Source organism: Myroides sp. C15-4 (assembly GCF_050522745.1).
Taxonomy (GTDB): Bacteria; Bacteroidota; Bacteroidia; order Flavobacteriales; family Flavobacteriaceae; genus Flavobacterium.
The window spans coordinates 51,048-69,096 of record NZ_JBMVQX010000006.1 but is presented as its reverse complement, the minus strand read 5'-3'; the positions used below and the strand labels follow the sequence as shown (position 1 = coordinate 69,096).

The 18,049-nt window shown below is 37.1% G+C and carries 16 protein-coding genes; 5 read left to right on the top strand and 11 right to left on the bottom strand.

What is annotated here, in order from left to right:
• Positions 1 to 28 precede the first annotated feature (28 nt).
• The 10 genes from ACPDHL_RS04485 to ACPDHL_RS04440 form a co-directional block, all read right to left on the bottom strand.
• Positions 29 to 451 (bottom strand): hypothetical protein, encoded by a 423-nt coding sequence (locus tag ACPDHL_RS04485; protein ID WP_430531606.1) that lies wholly within the window; start codon positions 449 to 451, stop codon positions 29 to 31.
• 98 nt (positions 452 to 549) lie between these two features.
• The gene (locus tag ACPDHL_RS04480) at positions 550 to 732 is read right to left on the bottom strand and encodes a hypothetical protein (RefSeq protein ID WP_430531605.1); all 183 of its coding nucleotides are present in this window, start codon (positions 730 to 732) and stop codon (positions 550 to 552) included.
• Positions 729 to 1,037 (bottom strand): hypothetical protein, encoded by a 309-nt coding sequence (locus ACPDHL_RS04475; RefSeq protein ID WP_430531604.1) that lies wholly within the window; start codon positions 1,035 to 1,037, stop codon positions 729 to 731. Before ACPDHL_RS04475 ends, ACPDHL_RS04480 begins: the two co-directional genes overlap by 4 nt.
• A gap of 907 nt (positions 1,038 to 1,944) precedes the next feature.
• Positions 1,945 to 2,511, bottom strand: coding sequence for a 5-formyltetrahydrofolate cyclo-ligase (locus ACPDHL_RS04470; protein WP_430531603.1), 567 nt, complete (start codon positions 2,509 to 2,511; stop codon positions 1,945 to 1,947).
• Positions 2,504 to 3,460 carry a succinylglutamate desuccinylase/aspartoacylase family protein gene (locus ACPDHL_RS04465; RefSeq protein WP_430531602.1) on the bottom strand — a complete coding sequence of 319 codons (957 nt, stop codon included), beginning with the start codon at positions 3,458 to 3,460 and terminating at the stop codon, positions 2,504 to 2,506. Before ACPDHL_RS04465 ends, ACPDHL_RS04470 begins: the two co-directional genes overlap by 8 nt.
• A gap of 160 nt (positions 3,461 to 3,620) precedes the next feature.
• A complete protein-coding gene (locus ACPDHL_RS04460; RefSeq protein WP_430531601.1) occupies positions 3,621 to 4,214 on the bottom strand; it encodes a lipoprotein signal peptidase in 594 nt (197 codons plus the stop codon).
• Positions 4,215 to 4,299: 85 nt separating this feature from the next.
• Positions 4,300 to 4,686: a TraR/DksA family transcriptional regulator gene (locus ACPDHL_RS04455; protein WP_002988912.1), complete on the bottom strand. Its 387-nt coding sequence runs from the start codon at positions 4,684 to 4,686 to the stop codon at positions 4,300 to 4,302.
• Positions 4,687 to 4,696: 10 nt separating this feature from the next.
• Complete coding sequence (gene ileS / locus ACPDHL_RS04450; protein ID WP_430531600.1) at positions 4,697 to 8,101, bottom strand: isoleucine--tRNA ligase; 3,405 nt, start codon at positions 8,099 to 8,101, stop codon at positions 4,697 to 4,699.
• Between the two features lie 258 nt (positions 8,102 to 8,359).
• Positions 8,360 to 9,073, bottom strand: coding sequence for a DNA repair protein RecO (gene recO / locus ACPDHL_RS04445; protein ID WP_430531599.1), 714 nt, complete (start codon positions 9,071 to 9,073; stop codon positions 8,360 to 8,362).
• Complete coding sequence (locus tag ACPDHL_RS04440) at positions 9,073 to 11,397, bottom strand: two-component regulator propeller domain-containing protein (RefSeq protein ID WP_430531598.1); 2,325 nt, start codon at positions 11,395 to 11,397, stop codon at positions 9,073 to 9,075. Before ACPDHL_RS04440 ends, recO begins: the two co-directional genes overlap by 1 nt.
• Before the next feature lie 340 nt (positions 11,398 to 11,737).
• On the opposite strand from ACPDHL_RS04440, the gene ACPDHL_RS04435 reads away from it, so the two are divergent.
• The 4 genes from ACPDHL_RS04435 (at position 11,738) to ACPDHL_RS04420 (ending at position 15,818) form a co-directional block, all read left to right on the top strand.
• Positions 11,738 to 12,823 carry a PCMD domain-containing protein gene (locus ACPDHL_RS04435; protein WP_430531597.1) on the top strand — a complete coding sequence of 362 codons (1,086 nt, stop codon included), beginning with the start codon at positions 11,738 to 11,740 and terminating at the stop codon, positions 12,821 to 12,823.
• Positions 12,810 to 13,625 (top strand): porin family protein, encoded by an 816-nt coding sequence (locus tag ACPDHL_RS04430; protein WP_430531596.1) that lies wholly within the window; start codon positions 12,810 to 12,812, stop codon positions 13,623 to 13,625. Before ACPDHL_RS04435 ends, ACPDHL_RS04430 begins: the two co-directional genes overlap by 14 nt.
• A gap of 273 nt (positions 13,626 to 13,898) precedes the next feature.
• Positions 13,899 to 15,029, top strand: coding sequence for a PCMD domain-containing protein (locus tag ACPDHL_RS04425; protein ID WP_430531595.1), 1,131 nt, complete (start codon positions 13,899 to 13,901; stop codon positions 15,027 to 15,029).
• Between the two features lie 15 nt (positions 15,030 to 15,044).
• On the top strand, positions 15,045 to 15,818 hold the full coding sequence (locus ACPDHL_RS04420) for a porin family protein (protein WP_430531594.1): 774 nt from the start codon (positions 15,045 to 15,047) through the stop codon (positions 15,816 to 15,818).
• A gap of 54 nt (positions 15,819 to 15,872) precedes the next feature.
• Here the strand turns inward: ACPDHL_RS04420 and ACPDHL_RS04415 are convergent, their stop codons facing one another.
• Positions 15,873 to 17,144, bottom strand: a complete 1,272-nt coding sequence (locus ACPDHL_RS04415) for an ectonucleotide pyrophosphatase/phosphodiesterase (protein WP_430531593.1) — start codon at positions 17,142 to 17,144, stop codon at positions 15,873 to 15,875.
• Between the two features lie 97 nt (positions 17,145 to 17,241).
• Here ACPDHL_RS04415 and ACPDHL_RS04410 point away from each other — a divergent pair, with 97 nt between their 5' ends.
• A complete protein-coding gene (locus ACPDHL_RS04410; protein ID WP_430531592.1) occupies positions 17,242 to 18,036 on the top strand; it encodes an NAD(P)H-binding protein in 795 nt (264 codons plus the stop codon).
• The last annotated feature ends 13 nt before the right edge of the window (positions 18,037 to 18,049 follow it).

Genomic DNA, 18,049 nt, shown 5'->3' with positions numbered 1-18,049 from the left:
TATTTTCTCTACCTACATCAACTAGGTTCTATTTTCTCCTCTCATAGACTAAATCTCTAATTTCCTTTTTTCTCTGCATTTTCAATTTACCATACTCCAAAGCAGAATAACTCTTTTCAAATGGCACATCCTGTGCACCAACGGTGTTGATCGTCAAATATTTTGTCATCGACAGTTCTGAAGAAGTTGATTTGTACCATTCGAATAAATGCAAACTCTGCCCTAATTTATTGCCGACTAGGTTATAACGGACCTCAATCAAGCGCTGTACTATTGGGCTTTTTCTTTTGCGATCAGAAGCAAAGAGCTCTACTTTTGAATTAACAAAGCGCACGACTCGTTTGTCCACAGGATCAATCTCAAACTGCCAATAATTAACCCCCGTATTGTCATAAACAAAATAATCTGACTTGATCTTATTGACCTTTGCTGCTTTAACTTTTTTAATCAACCTGTTGAAATGTTTTTTACTGTTGAAAAAAAAGTAGATTTTATCATCTGCTATTAATGGAAGAAAAGAGACTATACTCATGTGATCGTAAAAATCTGCTAACCGATCAGATATAAAAAAAGAAGTATCATAAAAGGTTGAATTTTGGTTGCCCCCCCTTTTTCCTGTGCCAATAACTCTCCTTGCCTATTGTTTTCATAAATATTTCCTGTATACAAAAACAGCTGTTCATCATACGGATCAATACGATACTGATCATAGGTATTTTGAAGCACGCTCAACAATTCTTTTTAGCATCAAATTGCATTTCAATAACAATCGTGTTTAGCGATTGATCAATACAAATCACCTCTTGTCTCATCGTTTTAATATTCCCATAGTCTGGATGCACCAGTGTTAGATCTACTATGTGCGGATCTATTTCTACTGCGCCATGCTTATCTGAAACACCTAGAATGGTATTGTTTTGTGCATCATACACCACAACATCCGCAACGAATTGTTGTGTAGCGCAATCTTTAATTCTCATTTGCCCAAAAGCATTTTCGATGATTAAAAACAAAACTATAAATAGTACTACTCTCATCGATTTTTTCATTTTTAAAGTTTTTATGTCAATCCATCTACTGCGATTGAATCAACTGATTATACAAGTAACACCTTGTTTATTCGTTGTATTCCGGACCACTGCGAATAAACAATTGTTTTTTTCTCTACATCTTCCTAACAAACTTCAAACTCATAACTTTAAAAAAGATTTTGATGTCCTCCAATACCCCATTCGTCCATACACAAAGCCCCCTTGCCTATAACACGAACTACCCCTAACCTATACTATAAATAGTTATGGAGGAGATTTTTTTATTAACCAACTCAATTGTCAATCCACAAATAGTATAGATTCTTCAACACTAGTTTTACATCCAACCTATTTACACGAATTAAGCTCTACCGATGAAGACGTTTCTCCTGAAAACTGCTTTCACAAAGCATAAAGAAATTAGATTGTCGAAGCAATTCTAATCGGGTACCGCAAAAAAATATTGAAGAAAAAACAGATGAACAGCAAATCCTATACTATGCAACTTACTTACTTGTTTCTTAAAATAAAATGATATAAAAAAACAGTAGGCCTAGTCTATAATCTCAAAATACGAGAGTATTAAAAACAAAAGACATGATTATTGGGTAATTATCACATTCATTTCACTATGAAAAAATGCAAATACGATGCCAAAAGTAGACGTATCGTTAAATTTTTTAACTTTCTTTATTTTTCCCTACTGCTAGCAAATTCAGCGGCTAAAATAAATCCTTTACTTATACTATTACTACATTGATTACCAATTGATTGTATTTCATATCACTAGAAATAAAACAATATAGTTGACCTCGTTCAACTCAACGTTCAAAAGTATAAATGAGACAGTATTCTACTTGTATTGGACGCGGTAATAACTGCAACAAAAAAGCGATGCCTAGGCATCGCTTTTTTATTTAAACGTATAAATTTCTGTTGGAGTAATGCAATAATCAAGTGCGATATCTAATTCAGATACTTCATCTATAGATGGAACAGCCTCAAAAAAGCTAAGTCCCACTTTGATGGCTTCTGGTTTACATTTTTGCAAAAATCGATCGTAAAACCCTTTGCCATATCCCACGCGATTTCCTTGTTGATCAAAGGCAAGTAAGGGAACAAAAACAACATCGAGTTGAGTTTCTTGAATTTCAATTCCCCCTTGTGGTTCTGGTATACCATACGTATTCACACGCAAAACGGTATTATCCGTTAGGAGGTAATGTTGCATATCGCCTGTTTTAAAATCCGACTTAGACAGTACGATATTCTTATCCTTGCCCGCTAATACTTGCAACAAATAGTCCGTGTCTATTTCTTTTTTTGCTACAATTGATAGAAACAAGTGATAGTTGGTTTTATCCCAAATGGGCAAACGCAGCGCTTGATTGGCGATGGCCAGACTTTTGTCGTCAATTTCTTCTGGAGAAAGGGCTTCTCTCGCTTGAATATAGGTTTGACGCAAGGTGTTTTTATTCATTGCTTACATTTTTTGACAGGTGAAAAATAGCATCGCCTTGGTATACAATAGGCGAATCATTAACATTGATGACGTATCCGCTATTTGGTGCTTTAATCATCATGTTTTCCTTTACATAAGGATCTGAGATATAAGCGAGGGCTTCTCCTTTTCGCACATAGGTACCCACAGCGACTTGATCGTGCATCAAGCCCGATTGTTTTGCGCGTACCCAAACGGATTGGGTAATCACCACCATTTTATCCGTGCGATTTTCAACATCAAACTCCTCGAGTAACATATCAAAATGACGCAACACACGCTTGGTTCCCTCTACCCCCATTTTGGAGATATCGGCGTTGATATCTAATGATTTTCCACCTTCAAAAAGCAACATTTTCACTCCTCGTTTTGCACAGGCATTTCGAAAGGATCCTGAAATTTGATTAGAATACAGTAAAAAAGGAGGATGAAAGATCGCAGCTAAAGGCTCTAGGCTTTCCTTGTCGTCTGTAGCAATGCGCAATTGAGGCGCATTAAAACGGCTCTGTCCCCCTGCGTGAAAGTCGATCACAAAATCAACATGTGGAATAATATGCGTTAGAATATGGTAGGCAAAACGCCCAGCCAACGATCCTGTTTTACTTCCAGGAAATACGCGATTCAAATCGCGTCCATCGGGAAATTCGCGAGTTTTATTAATAAACCCAAAGATATTAATCACAGGAATACAGATAATCGTTCCGCGCTTCGGTCGGTTTAATCCACTGTGTACAATTTGACGGACAATATCTACGCCATTGAGCTCATCTCCATGCAATCCTGCTGATAGCAAAATCGTAGGTCCGTCCTCCAATGCTCGGGAAATAATTACGGGAATCTTTAATTTGGTTGCCGTATGCAATCGCGCAATTTCTAAATGTACGGTCTTGCTCTCTCCAGGTAGAATGACTTCCTCTAATATCTTCATAACTCACTTTTTTCGAGAAGTGAAGATAGTGAAATTCTTTTATTTTGTGTGGTTTGTTTGTTGCGCGGTTTGCTCGTTGTCAGGATTGTGGTTTAGAAAGTTTGCACTCAGTCAGATGATTCACCCTTAACACATCACTATTCACCCCTAACTAACCAAGCTAGTTTTTAAAAATGCGTTTATTCCAAACAATTAGAATCCCCACACCTACGGAGATTGCGGTATCGGCAAAATTGAAAATGGCGTTAAAAAAAGTAAAGTACTTACCGCCCCAGATTGGAAGCCATTCTGGCAAGTTACCACGCCAAATAGGAAAATACAGCATATCCACTACTTTTCCATGGAAAAAGGTTCCATAGGGTTTATCCGAGAACAACGTTGCTAATTGGTGCGTACTATCGTTGAAAATAACACCGTAGAACATCGAATCAATGATATTACCTACTGCACCTGCTAAAATTAACGAAATAGCCACAATCAAGTAATTAGACAGCTTTTTCTTGATGGAATCTTGTAACCACCAGCCAATACCAAAAACAGCGATAATTCTAAACAGGGTTAATGCTAATTTTCCATAGTCACCAGGAAGAGAAACGCCCCAAGCCATACCTTCATTTTCTATAAAGTGAATTCGAAACCAATCAAAGACAAAAATCTCTTCGTCTAACAAAAAATTCGTTTTGATATAAATCTTTGACCACTGGTCGATAATTAAAATTATAGCAACTAGTAAATAGGCTTTCTTTAATGACATTCTTTTCTCTTTTACAGGCAAATGTAAACGATTTTGCGTGATAAAAAAAACGCTCCTTTAGTTAAAAGAGCGTTGTTTTTATGATTTATCGTTGCATATTTTTTGCTTCAATACTCATGGTTGCGTGAGGGACTAATTTTAATCGTTCTTTATCAATTAATTTACCTGTCACTTTACACAACCCATAGGTTTTATTTTCGATGCGAATTAATGCATTTTTTAAATCGCGAATGAACTTCTCTTGGCGAATAGCCAATTGTGAATTTGCCTCTTTGGACATTGTTTCACTACCTTCTTCAAATGCTTTAAACGTAGGAGATGTATCATCTGTCCCGTTGTTTAAATCATTCATATATGCACTCTTGATCAATTCTAAATCAGCTTGTGCTTTTTCAATTTTAGCTTGAATCAACTCTTTGAACTCTGCCAGCTCTGCGTCAGAATAACGTACTAATTCGCCAGTCTCTTTCATAATTTTAATTTTATTTTAAAATTAATACTCGCGTTTTCAGCTCATCAAACTCTACATCTACACCGTTTTCTAATGTTTCTACAAATTCTAATGTATGAGTTAATGTTTCAGATTTAATATAATCCTCATTTGCTAAAACAGCTTCTCTTATTTCTACTACATCTTGCAATGTAACTTTTACTTTATCTGTTACTTCGAACCCGCAATCTTTTCTAATATTTTGGATGCGGTTTACTAATTCTCTAGCAATCCCTTCTTTTTTCAATTGTTCTGTGATGGTAATATCCAGTGCAACAGTAATTCCTCCTTCATTGGCTACTAACCATCCTTCAATATCTTGAGAGGTAATCTCTACGTCCGAAAGTGTTAATATAATACTTTTTTCCGTTAATTTTAAAACAATTTCTCCGTTTTTCTCAATTTCAGAAATATTTTCTTGGGTGAATTTTTGTATTTCCTTAGCAATCAACCCCATATCTTTTCCAAAACGCGGTCCTAATGTTTTGAAATTTGGTTTGATTTGCTTCACCAAAATTCCTGAAGCATCATCTAACAGCTCAATTTCTTTCACGTTAACCTCTGCTTTGATCAAATCCTCAATCGCTTGTATCTCTAAACGTTGATTCTCATCCAAGATAGGAATCATAATACGTTGCAGCGGTTGACGTACTTTAATCATTTCTTTTTTACGTAAAGAAAGAACCAAAGAAGAAATCACCTGTGCTTTGTGCATTCTACTCTCTAATCCTGCATCAACGAATGAGGGATCGAATGTTGGAAAATCAGCCAAATGTACAGATTCTACATTTTCTTTATTCGTCACTAAGGTTAAGTCTCTGTAAAGTCTATCCATAAAGAATGGAGCAATCGGAGCACCTAATTTAGTCACCGTGATTAAACACGTATACAGCGTTTGGTAAGCGGCAATTTTATCTTGAGCGTACTCGCCTTTCCAGAATCTTCTACGACATAAACGCACATACCAGTTACTCAAGTTTTCTGTTACAAATTCTGTAATCGCTCTTGCAGCACGTGTTGGTTCATAATCGCCATAGCACTCATCTACTTTTTGTACTAAAGTATTCAATTCGGATAAGATCCAACGGTCAATTTCTGGACGATCCTTTAATGGAACCTCAGCCTCTGAATAGTTGAAACCATCGATATTAGCATATAGTGCAAAGAAGTTATAGGTGTTATATAACGTGCCGAAGAATTTTCTTCTAACTTCCGTAATCCCTTCTAAATCAAACTTTAGGTTATCCCATGGATTGGCATTGGAAATCATATACCAACGCGTTGCATCTGGGCCATGTTCCGCTAATGTTTCAAAAGGATCGATGGTATTGCCTAAACTCTTAGACATTTTCAATCCATTTTTATCCAAAACTAAACCGTTCGACACCACATTTTTATAGGCTTTTGTATCAAATACCAACGTTGCAATTGCGTGTAGTGTATAGAACCATCCGCGGGTTTGATCCACTCCTTCTGCGATAAAATCAGCAGGATAGGCTCCATTTTGATCCACTAGCTCTTTATTTTCGAACGGATAGTGCCATTGTGCGTATGGCATCGATCCAGAATCAAACCAAACGTCAATTAGATCCGCTTCGCGGTACATTGGTTTTCCACTAGGGGAAACGAGTACAATCGCATCGACCACGTTTTTGTGTAAATCGATTTTGTCGTAGTTTTCTTCCGACATATCTCCTACCACAAACCCTTCATACGGATTATTTCCTTGGAAACCAGCAGCTTTTGATTTTGCAATCTCCGCCATCATTTGTTCCATTGAACCAATGATTAACTCTTCTGTTTTATCTTCTGTTCTCCAGATTGGAAGTGGAATACCCCAATAACGCGAACGAGATAAGTTCCAGTCGTTGGCATTTTTCAACCAATTTCCAAAACGTCCTTCTCCTGTTGCTTTTGGTTTCCAGTTAATCGTCTCATTCAATTCGAACATGCGGTCTTTTACTTCCGTGATCTTGATAAACCAAGAATCTAAAGGATAGTATAATACTGGTTTATTCGTTCTCCAACAATGTGGATAACTGTGCACGTATTTTTCTACTTTGAATGCTTTATTTTCTTCTTTTAATTTGATGGCAATTTCAACGTCTACCGAACGTTCTGGTGCAGTTCCGTCGTCATAATACTCATTCTTCACGTATTTTCCACCAAACTCTTCCCCCATTTCTTTGACAAAGCGACCTTGTAAGTCTACCAAAGGCACAGGATTTCCTTCAACATCTAAAATTAACATAGGAGGAACTTCAGGTGTAGCTTCTTTCGCTACTTTCGCATCATCCGCACCAAAAGTAGGAGCTGTATGTACAATACCCGTACCATCTTCTGTCGTTACGAAGTCACCCGAAATCACTCTAAATGCATCTTCTGGGTTTTGATAAGGCAAGGTATATGGAAGTAATTGCTCGTATTTAATCCCCACCAAATCAGCTCCTTTGAACGATTTAACGATAAAATACGGGATCTTTTTATCTCCCTCTTGGTAGGTGTCTACTTCGGCTGCCGTTTCTACTGCTGTAAATTTTCCTGCAAATTGCTTGCCAACTAATGCACTAGCCAAAATTACTTGAATAGGCTCTCCTGTATATTGGTTGAATGATTGAACCAATACATAGTCAATTTTAGGGCCTACGGTTAAAGCGGTATTCGATGGCAACGTCCAAGGTGTTGTCGTCCAAGCCAAGAAGTGAATCGTCCCCAATCCTTGTAAAAAGTCAGGAAGCGTTGCTTCTATGGCTTTAAACTGCGCTACAACGGTAGTATCTGTTACATCTTTATACGCGCCTGGTTGGTTGATCTCATGCGAAGACAAACCTGTACCAGCTTTGGGCGAATAGGGTTGGATGGTATATCCTTTATACAATAAATTTTTGTCGTAAATCTGTTTTAACAACCACCAAACAGACTCCATATACTTTGGTTTATAGGTAACATATGGATCTTCCATATCTACCCAATACCCCATTTGTTGTGTCAATTCATTCCACAAATCTGTATAACGCATCACCGTACGCTTACAAGCTTGATTATATTCTTCGATGGTAATTTTTACCCCGATATCTTCTTTTGTAATCCCTAATTCTTTCTCTGTACCTAACTCAACAGGTAATCCATGAGTGTCCCAACCTGCTTTTCGCTTAACTTGAAATCCTTTTTGCGTTTTATATCGACAAAAAATATCTTTAATCGTACGAGCCATTACGTGGTGAATACCAGGTTTTCCATTAGCTGAAGGTGGTCCTTCAAAAAATACGAAAGGCTTATTATCCTCTCTCGTACTAATACTTTTTTCGAATATTGATTGTTCTTTCCAAAATGCCAGCATCTCAGCTGCTACCCCTGACATATCAAGATTCTTATATTCTGTAAATTTAGTGCTCATCGTTATTATTCTACTATTTTTTAATCAATTGGGCGAATTTACGCATTTTCATTTAATTACAGCTCAAATTATTGCTACTAAAAAGAGCAAAAAAAGGCTTTTTTGGATGAATTTGCGTTTTTTATAGGATGGTAAGAAGTAAAAACATACGGTTTGCTTAATCTAGCTTTTGTAGCTTGTGGAATTTATTCTTGGGAAAATTTGTTTTTATCGTATTTAACAGTCACAATTGACTGGGCAAAAACAAAGTATGCTACTTCACGAAAACACCTCTTTCAAAATCTCTAACGACTTGGGCTTCTTAAATGCTGTAAAATGCACTTCATAATATTTCATCAAGAGGGCCAATAACGTTTTTCTATCACGAGACGAAAATATTTTTTGATCAGATTCAAAGCCTAAACGCAGGAGTCGCTTAAACAAAAAAGTTTCCTCCCCATCAAAGCAACTAGCCACGTGTACATTGGTAAAAACACCTTCTACCCAGTCAAAGTAATGGCATTCCATCTCGGAGGAGTCTGGGTAAAAGCCAAGGTATTTGGTGAGTTCCACTAAGAGCAACAGGTGAAAATTTGCGGTTTCATCATGTGTATCCAACCAAAGTAAGGCAGCTTCAATAAACGTATAAAATTGTTCATCGCGTTCTTGCTCGCTGACAATCATGCTCAATATTTCGCTGACAAAAAGAGCAATGCTATTTTTAGAAAAATCATAGTAAATCGTTTGATAGACTTGATCGACTTTAATCTCTTTGAAATACTCCATTCCCCCTTTATTTTTAAAGGAAAAAGTAATATCCAACAACATCAACGGCTGAAAATACGCAATTTTCTGTGCATTTTTCCCTTTAGCGAAAGCGTTGCGTACAAAAAAAGTCTGGATTCCCACTTCTTTTGTCAAGCACTTAACAATCAAACTTTTATCTTGATATTTTATGGACTGTAAGACGATGGCCTTTGTCTGTATAACCATTAGCGAATGATCATTAATTTTTTAACTTTAGTATTGCTGTTATCTGCGGAAGATACTAGGATTAAATATACACCTGATCCAACACTCTTTCCATTGAATGCATGGGTATCCCAAACAACGGTTCCTCCATTTGATGTGGCTTCAAAAACCAAGTTCCCTTCGATATCCGTTATTTTTACAACGGAGCGATCCATCAATCCTACAATGCGTACCTCGCCTAAATATTCAGGACGTACAGGATTGGGATAGGCATAAAAAGAACTATTGGATTCTTGTCCTTCAGAAGTATCTCCTAAGAAAGATACAACGCCCAGATCAGTTGCAAAAAAGACCTCTCCTGCAATTGGATCCACAGCAATATCATTGATTGTATTACTTGGCAAAGGTGAATTATCTTTCGTAAAGTGATATTTAATTTCCTTACCTGTTGGAGAAACTAAGAATACCCCTGCATCGGCTATAGCGACCCACTTTTGGTTTGCACCATCTACCTCAATTTTCGTAATATATTGCTGATAAAAAAGTTCTTCGGCTATTCCATTCTCCTCAATCACGATATTGGTCGGTTTGAGATTGGTCGTTTGCAAAAACTGATTGACATTCTGAATAACGCGCAATCCCTTATTTGTTCCAATCCAAAGCTGATTGTTTTTATCCAAAGCCAAAGTGCTGACATTATTGGAAGGCAATGTTCCTAAATCAGTATTAAATGAGGCTAATCGATTGTTTTTTGTTTCGTTAAATGCCATCATCCCATCTTCCAAAGACGGAATCCATTTGGTGTTGTTTTTATCGACAACCAATCGCCCATAGTTCCCTCTCTTATAATCGAACATGCCTGAAGTAGTTGTATAGGATTCCCACTTGCCACTTGCTTCTCTCATTTTCAAGGCACGTCGCACAAAATTATTCGTCATCCACAATTTGCCTTGTGTATCAAAAACGACTCCATTCACGCGTACGCTGGCATAACCAGGAGGAAATGACGGATCTTCTGGGTCAATTTCCAAATTCTCCAATCCCGTAGGTCCCGTATTTTCGTGATTCCACAAGCTAACTTCGCTTGTGCTAATTTTACTGGAATTTAATTTGATCTGCAACAACCCAGAGTGATAAGACCCCACAAACAATTCATTGTCATTTTTAGGGTTTAACGTTGCATAGGTTAAAGCTTTTGCGTCTTTTAATTGAGTAAGCCAAATAAATTCCCATCCCTTTTTCTTATTGAAATAACTCAATCCCCTTCCTGTTAACGTAGGCACATAGGGATTGTAGGTATTTTTATCATATCCACCACTGATAAACCAAGTACCCGCACGCGTAGCGAGCAACGAAAAAATGCGGTTTGATTCTGGTCCGTCAGGCGAAAGAGATTCTTTAGCTCCCGATTTAGACAGTTGCAACAACCCATCGTAATTACTTCCCAAATAGTAATTTCCTTTCACTGCAACAACATCAATCAAGTTGTTTTGCTGGGCTACTTCCACTAGCTGATTCTCTGCCTGTAAAGCAAAGACTTTAGATGGCGTAATCACCAATAAGCGATCTTCTTCATTTACATTGAATTTCACAATCGGTTCTTCTAGCAACACAATTGTTTGAACTTGGTTCGGTTCAAGCCATTGGTACAACACAGCCTCCTCTTTTGCACTAAGATACAACTTCTCTTGACGAACAAATCCACGTTCCCATTTGGTGCTATTCTCCCAAAGATTCCATTGTCTGTAATCTACTTTATTTAAACTTTGTAAATCAATTTGCTTGATACCCTCAGCTGTAATAGCAATTAAATCCTTACTAGTAGCAACCACATCACGTACCACGGTATTCTTTCCGTTCTGCCCAATGTAAAAGCTATCTCCAAAAGCGTTATTGTTGAGATTAAAAACACTTATTCCGTAATTAGTTGCAATATAAACCTCTCCTTTTACTTCCAAAAACGCATTAATTCTGCGTTCTGACTGTTGCAAAGAGGGTTTATTCTTTATGTCTAAGATGGTGCGGATGCGATCACTTTTTAAATCAAATACAAGCAAACTTCCATCCTCATTTCCAACTAGTAACTTTTGGTGTACCTCACTAAAATGGAGGGCCGTAATGGTATTGGTTTTTAGTCCACTAATAGAATTGTACACCTCAACGCTAGCGCTATTTACATTATAGCGCAACAAAGCAGAAGGTGTCGCTGCGAAGACAACATCCCTACCTTGGGTTAGTGCAACTAATTCTTTATAAGAAAAATAGCTACTCCACACGGCTCTTTCTTGTCCTCTCAGACTTGCAACCACAAGAAACAGCAAACAAACGAATCCTTTGATTTTCATATAGTCTATTTACAATCAAACAAATATACTATTATCGATAGAAATAATGAGAGATTCCTTCAGATTTGCATCTGCATACCGCACAAAACAAAGAACAAATTTGAAATTCTACACTAAGGAACCTGAAACTTTACTTTTTATTTTTATTTGTTTCTTACTCTTAAAAACAATTATACCAACTCTTTTAACAACAAAAGAGATATTTACCTTAAAAAAAACAGGATTAAAACTCATTTTTGAAACTAAAATAACAGTATCTTTCCTTATTCAAAAAGATAAAAAACACCAGTAGAAATGGCAAGATAATTGTAAAACAAGTCTTTACTTAATTAACCCCTTTATGAAGCACCGTATTTCACTTTTGTTGCTAGGTTTAGGTCTACTGCATAGTAGTTGCATTAAAGACGAAGAACTAGATACAAATGCAGACATTCTAGAAGCTTATATTCCTACAGAATATTTGAAAATGGATCCTATTATCACCAATACCACTGTAGAGTTTCGCGTTAAATCAAATGTTGATCTAGAAAAACAAACACCATTTTTCATCGTTTCGCCCAATGCAACAATGGATCCACCTAATGGAGTGACGAGGAATTTTACTACGGCTCAAAAAGTAGTGGTTACGGCTCAAGATCAACGTTGGAAAAAAACGTATCTGGTGAGTTTTACCAGTGATGAATTAAGTACGTTTTACGATTTCAACAACGCTGAACTCACGGATCGAAATCGCTACTATCGTTTTTATGAAATTGGCTCCAATGGAGAAAAAATATACGATTGGGATAGCGGAAATCAAGGGTACGCAACTATCGCAGGTTCAACACCTCCAGAAGGCTATCCCACAGCAGTAGCCCAAGGTCGTCGCGGAGGATTAGCGGTAAAAATGCAAACCGTTTATACCTCAAACTTTGCGGCAGCAACCGGTAATCCAATCGCTGCAGGAAATTTATTTTTAGGGCAATTTAAACTCAATCCGTTCAACGCCTTAAAATCCACTCGTTTTGGCTTGCCCTATTCAGGCGCACTACCTCAAACCCTTCGTGGGGTTTACAAATATACCCCTGGTGAAAAGGTAACAGATGAGGATTACAATGAAGTTGTAGGTGCACGAGATTCTTTTGATATCTATGCTATTATTTTTGAATTACAAAAAAAGGACAACTACCTAACAGGAGATCACGATTTTGCGGATCCAAGAAATGTTGCGATTGCCCGAATCTCAGCAGCTGACCGCTTGGAAACGACAACTTGGTCTACCTTTAATATTCCCTTTACGCTTGTACTAGGAAAAACGTATGATCCCCATAAAGACTATATGCTTGCTATTGTGATGACCTCAAGTATAGATGGCGCTGCTTTTAAAGGTGCCATTGGAAGCACCTTATTTGTTGATGAAATAGAATTAGTGTATGAAAAAGAATAATTCCCTTCTATACCTGCTGTTGATCTGTCTTGTTGCGCTTCCCAATGGCCTTTTTGCACAATCGCTCGAGACCTCTTTCTTTGAAGAACAAAACACCTCTTCTTTTGCTGTATTTTTCAAGAAAAACACAACCTATCAAGCACGAGCGCAATTTAGTATTGGCGGCAGTACACCTTTGGGTATCCCCGCTCAAATTCGAGAAATAAACAGCTACAACCCAACCCTGCAATTGGGATTAGAGGTGAATGCCACCAAATGGCTAACCGATACACATAGGTGGGGAATACGAACAGGTCTTCGCTTTGAAGGACGCGGTATGCGAACCGATGCGCGTGTTAAAAATTACTATACACAAATTGATGGTGACGATGGCAAACAAACCAAAGGATACTTTACAGGGAACGTAAAAACAAAAATGAAAAATTCATATATTACCTTTCCCGTACTTGCCGTCTATCAAGTCAATGAAAATTGGAACATTTATGGTGGACTCTATCTCTCAGGTTTAATTGACAAAGATTTTACGGGCTATGTATACAACGGAGTCTTGCGAGAAGGCAATCCTATTGGTACACCCGTTGAGTTTCAAGATGGCGCAAAAGGAGAATACGACTTTTCTTCGGATTTAAATCGATTTCAATGGGGAACTGCTTGGGGTTTCGAATACAAAGTAAACGATCATTTACGCTTGTTTTCTGATCTTAATTGGGGATTAAACAACCTGTTTAAAAAAGATTTTGAAGCAATCTCGTTCTCCATGTACAGCATTTATTTAAATGTGGGATTTGGCTATCAATTCTAGTCTTTCACCTGTCTTATCCAATAGGTCAAGATCATAACTACTGAATTATATCGTTCTTTCAGTCCATTGTGAATCATTTTATCAAAAAAAAATTAATTTTACGTTGATAGTACTAAAAGGATTCCCTTGTTTTTTTGTTTTAAGCACAAAAAATCACAATACATTCACCGAATAAGCAAAAAACGCATATTCTCGTTAATATAGCGTAAATTTGTAAGTCTTGGTTACACCATTAGTGCAATTGCGTGTACAAAACATAATAAATCCATTTCAATGATGAGAAACAAATACTTTTTCTTATCCCTATCGCTAGTGATAGGGATCCTTTTTTCATCTTGTATCAAAGATGAAGCATTAAATGCAGAAGCCGATATTGAAACGGCAAAAATCAATCCTGAATTTTTGTTAACAGCGCCTATTATCAGCAATGATAAAGTAACATTTAGAGTTTCCAAGTCATTAGACTTAACTCAAGTGGCACCTGAATTTACACTGACTAATGGGGCCACAATTGTTCCTGCAAGTGGAACAGTACGCGATTTTAGTCAGGGACCGTTAATTTATCGCGTGACTTCACAGAGCCAAAACTGGAGTAAAATTTATACGGTTGATTTTACCAATGCCGAAATTTCTACGATCTACAATTTTGAACGATTCAAAGAAGTAGCAGGAGGATTCTATAGTACTGATATCTACCATGTGCTTTATGACATTACCCTAGATGACAAGGGCATAGAGAAAGAAGAATACATTTGGGCTAGTGGAAACATTGGTTTCGCAATGACAGATGGAGATCCCGACAATGCAAAAAAACCAAGTGATTTCCCAACCTCTGTTGTACCAAATGGTTTTGTCGGACACGGTATCAAGTTAACAACTTTATCTACTGAACCGCTAGGCCCAATGATGGGAAGTCCATTAGCAGCAGGAAATTTATTTTTAGGAGAATTTGACATCGCTACCGCGGTTTCAAAACCGTTAAAAGGAACGAAATTTGGCTTTGAATTCAACTATGAACCAACCGTTTTTAGAGGATTCTATAAATATACTAGAGGAAAAGAATTCCAAGTAAATAATCCCGATAAAAACAAACTCAAAGAAGACCGCTGGGATGCTTATGCAGTACTTTTTGAGGCTGACAAAACGGACTTTTTATATGGGGATCACGACTTTATTGATGAAAAAATCGTTTCGATTGCACGTGTACCAGCTGAACTAAAAAAGGAAACAACCACGTGGACCTTATTTGAAATTCCGTTTACTTATGTAGAAGGTAAATCATACGATTCAAATAAAAAATACAAATTAGCAATTGTTTTCTCCTCTAGTGAAGAAGGAAGTCTCTTTAATGGAGCTATTGGAAGTACACTTTACATTGATGAAGTTGAAATCTTAAAAAACTAATTTAAATCTACAGCAATGAATTTTAATTATCTATATATTATTCTTCTCTCTTCTATAGCCTTATCAACCTATGCACAAGAAGGAGAGCAAAAAAAACAACATTTTTTCAATCATAATGTAACCTACCAAGTGCGTTCTCAATTTAGTATTGGTGGAGCCGCTCCTTTGGGATTACCTCGTGAAATACGAAAGGTAAAAAGTTATAATCCAACACTACAATTGGGCATGGAAGCTAATATGACCAAATGGCTATCTGACGAACACAAATGGGGGATTCGACTTGGAATTCGCGTAGAAGGAAAAGGAATGAAAACGGACGCTAGAGTAAAAGATTATTTAACCGAAATCAATTACAATGGCGCTTATGTAAAGGGACACTTTACAGGAGATGTAAAAACTGAAATCCGAAATACGTACTTAACTTTTCCTGTACTGGCTACATATAACATCAATGAGCAATGGAATGTCTATGGAGGATTGTATTTCTCCACAGCTATTGATCAATCATTTGATGGCTATGTATATGATGGTTACCTCAGACAAAACAATCCGACAGGTCAAAAACTAATCTTCGAAGACGGAAAAAAAGCAGATTACGATTTCTCGAATCATGTGAATAAATTCCAATGGGGTACACAAATTGGCGCTGAGTGGAAGGTCAATCAAAACTTCTTCCTATTCGGAGATGTTACCTATGGTTTTAATGGGCTATTAGACAAAAATTTTGACGCCATTTCATTTAGTATGCACAACATCTATTTGAATCTTGGTTTTGGATATCAATTCTAATAAAAAAACTCGATCTTTTTCAAGATCGAGTTTTTTATTTTATATAGGTCTTTTTTAATTTGTCAACACCTGATCGCCAACACTCATATTGCCATCAATTTTAACTTGATCTACTGATAAGCCAAGTATTTTGGCAATTATCGGATACACATGTATGTTCTCAAAAGATGGTATCCTATTTTGCTTTCGAATGTTAGGACCAATTGCAACAAACAAAGCATGCATCTCTTTGACCAATGCGGGATCATATCCATGGCTACCTGCCAATGGTCGATTCGTAAAGTAATAAGGTGGATTAGCTGTTATCACAATATCGCCTACTCGATTAAAACGATCGTCAGCCCTACCAAAATGATATTCTTTAGGCAATTCATCTTTTAAGAATACTTGCATATATTTAGAATCTGCTGACTCTTTTGCTATCTTATACCATTTTTCTACCTCTTTTGGATGTTGGACAAAAAGGCTGACAAACGTTCCATTAGAAGCAACGGTTAATTCTTTGTCATTTACCTCAAAGGGCAATTTCAATAATTCTTCTTGATTTAATTCTAACATCCCATGATCTGACACCACAACTAAATTGATTGGCATTTTAGATTCTTGTATCAATTGATAAAGTTTTTCTATTGCCTTATCTACGTGTTGAACAGCTTTAAACGTTTCCACTGCATCAGGTCCATATTTATGTCCTGCATGATCAACCTCTGGCATATAGAACGTAATAAAATGTGGTCTTTGTTCTTCAGGCAACTTCAACCAAGCTCTTACCTCTTCTATACGGCTTTTTATCTCTGTTTTCTCACTGTATTTGTAATAATAGGTTGGCAATACCGATTGAATAGGAGCCTCTGAACCTGGCCAATAGTAACAAGCACTCAACATGCCTTGCTGTTCTGCTAAGACCCACAAAGGTGTTCCTCCATACCATTTGGCATTGGTCACTGCACTTGCATTACCCAACGAATAACGCTCGTTCATTTTAGGATCATACATCGTATTTCCTACTAATCCATGATGCCCAGGGTACATTCCTGTAACAAGGGAATAATGGTTGGGAAACGTAACCGAAGGATAGGACGGAATTAATGATTCTGCAGACGTACCTTCTTTTGCCAACTTTTGTAAGAAACTAGCCTGGTGCTTTTCTATGTAATCATAACGAAAGCCATCCAAAGACACTAAAATAACATAAGGTTTATCTTGTTGTTCGGGTGCGTTTTTCCTATTTTCTATAACAATTTGCTTTTCTACTTCTTGTGCTTGAGTAGTCAAACTACCTCCTACAAGAAAGAAAGCCATCAGGGATAATGCGATTTTTTTCATGTCTACTGAAATTTATAATTTCAAATATCAATAGATTAATTTACACTCACAAAGTAATTCCGTAATTTTAGCTTTTGATAGTCAAAAAATAATACAAATGAAAACAATTGGCATACTCGGTTGTGGTTGGTTGGGATTGCACCTAAGTCAACATCTTCTAAATAAAAGCTTTACTGTAAAGGGTTCAACAACAAGCGCATCCAAGTTGGAAGAACTACAAACAAAGGGCATTGACCCCTATCTTGTGGATTTACAACATCCGGATGACGCACAAATTCACGCTTTTTTACAAGGTGTTGATCTATTAATTATCACAATTCCGCCCATTCGAGGTGAAGAGAGCACCTTATATCAGGCGAGTTTTCAACGTTTATTGCCGTATTTAAAGAAAAATAGAGTTGAAAAGGTAATGATGATGAGTTCTGTTTCAGTTTATGCACCTAGTGAATCCGTAGTCACTGAATCTAGTACATCGTATAGTAATGATCCAACAAGTCGACAGATTTTAGCAGCAGAAGAGATTATACTTACTGCGGATGGATTAACTAGTTTCATTTTGCGTTTAGGTGGTTTATTCGGTCCTGATCGAAAACCAGTCCGTTATATTGTAAACCGCGATGTTCTCGATAATCCGGAGTTGCCAATCAACATGATTCACCTCAACGATATTATTCAATTTACAACTGCCCTAATAGAACAAGATTTCACGGCTAATGCAGTATATAATTTAGTGTCTCCTTATTATGAGAACCGATTGGATTACTACAGCAAAGAAGCAGATGAGTTAGCCTTAACGCTGCCTCCTTTGGGTGAGAACGACTGGAAAACGCATCGCAAAATAGCTGGCGATAAAATAGTACAACAAACGGGAATCAACTACCAAGCGCTATAAAAAAAGGAGGTTA

Excerpts from the sequence above, each read along its gene's own strand:
- ACPDHL_RS04475 (WP_430531604.1), bottom strand. The coding sequence starts at position 1,037 with ATGAGAGTAGTACTATTTATAGTTTTGTTTTTAATCATCGAAAATGCT.
- ACPDHL_RS04470 (WP_430531603.1), bottom strand. The coding sequence starts at position 2,511 with ATGAATAAAAACACCTTGCGTCAAACCTATATTCAAGCGAGAGAAGCC.
- ACPDHL_RS04465 (WP_430531602.1), bottom strand. The coding sequence starts at position 3,460 with ATGAAGATATTAGAGGAAGTCATTCTACCTGGAGAGAGCAAGACCGTA.
- ACPDHL_RS04460 (WP_430531601.1), bottom strand. The coding sequence starts at position 4,214 with ATGTCATTAAAGAAAGCCTATTTACTAGTTGCTATAATTTTAATTATC.
- ACPDHL_RS04455 (WP_002988912.1), bottom strand. The coding sequence starts at position 4,686 with ATGAAAGAGACTGGCGAATTAGTACGTTATTCTGACGCAGAGCTGGCA.
- ileS (WP_430531600.1), bottom strand. The coding sequence starts at position 8,101 with ATGAGCACTAAATTTACAGAATATAAGAATCTTGATATGTCAGGGGTA.
- recO (WP_430531599.1), bottom strand. The coding sequence starts at position 9,073 with ATGGTTATACAGACAAAGGCCATCGTCTTACAGTCCATAAAATATCAA.
- ACPDHL_RS04440 (WP_430531598.1), bottom strand. The coding sequence starts at position 11,397 with ATGAAAATCAAAGGATTCGTTTGTTTGCTGTTTCTTGTGGTTGCAAGT.
- ACPDHL_RS04435 (WP_430531597.1), top strand. The coding sequence starts at position 11,738 with ATGAAGCACCGTATTTCACTTTTGTTGCTAGGTTTAGGTCTACTGCAT.
- ACPDHL_RS04430 (WP_430531596.1), top strand. The coding sequence starts at position 12,810 with ATGAAAAAGAATAATTCCCTTCTATACCTGCTGTTGATCTGTCTTGTT.
- ACPDHL_RS04425 (WP_430531595.1), top strand. The coding sequence starts at position 13,899 with ATGATGAGAAACAAATACTTTTTCTTATCCCTATCGCTAGTGATAGGG.
- ACPDHL_RS04420 (WP_430531594.1), top strand. The coding sequence starts at position 15,045 with ATGAATTTTAATTATCTATATATTATTCTTCTCTCTTCTATAGCCTTA.
- ACPDHL_RS04415 (WP_430531593.1), bottom strand. The coding sequence starts at position 17,144 with ATGAAAAAAATCGCATTATCCCTGATGGCTTTCTTTCTTGTAGGAGGT.
- ACPDHL_RS04410 (WP_430531592.1), top strand. The coding sequence starts at position 17,242 with ATGAAAACAATTGGCATACTCGGTTGTGGTTGGTTGGGATTGCACCTA.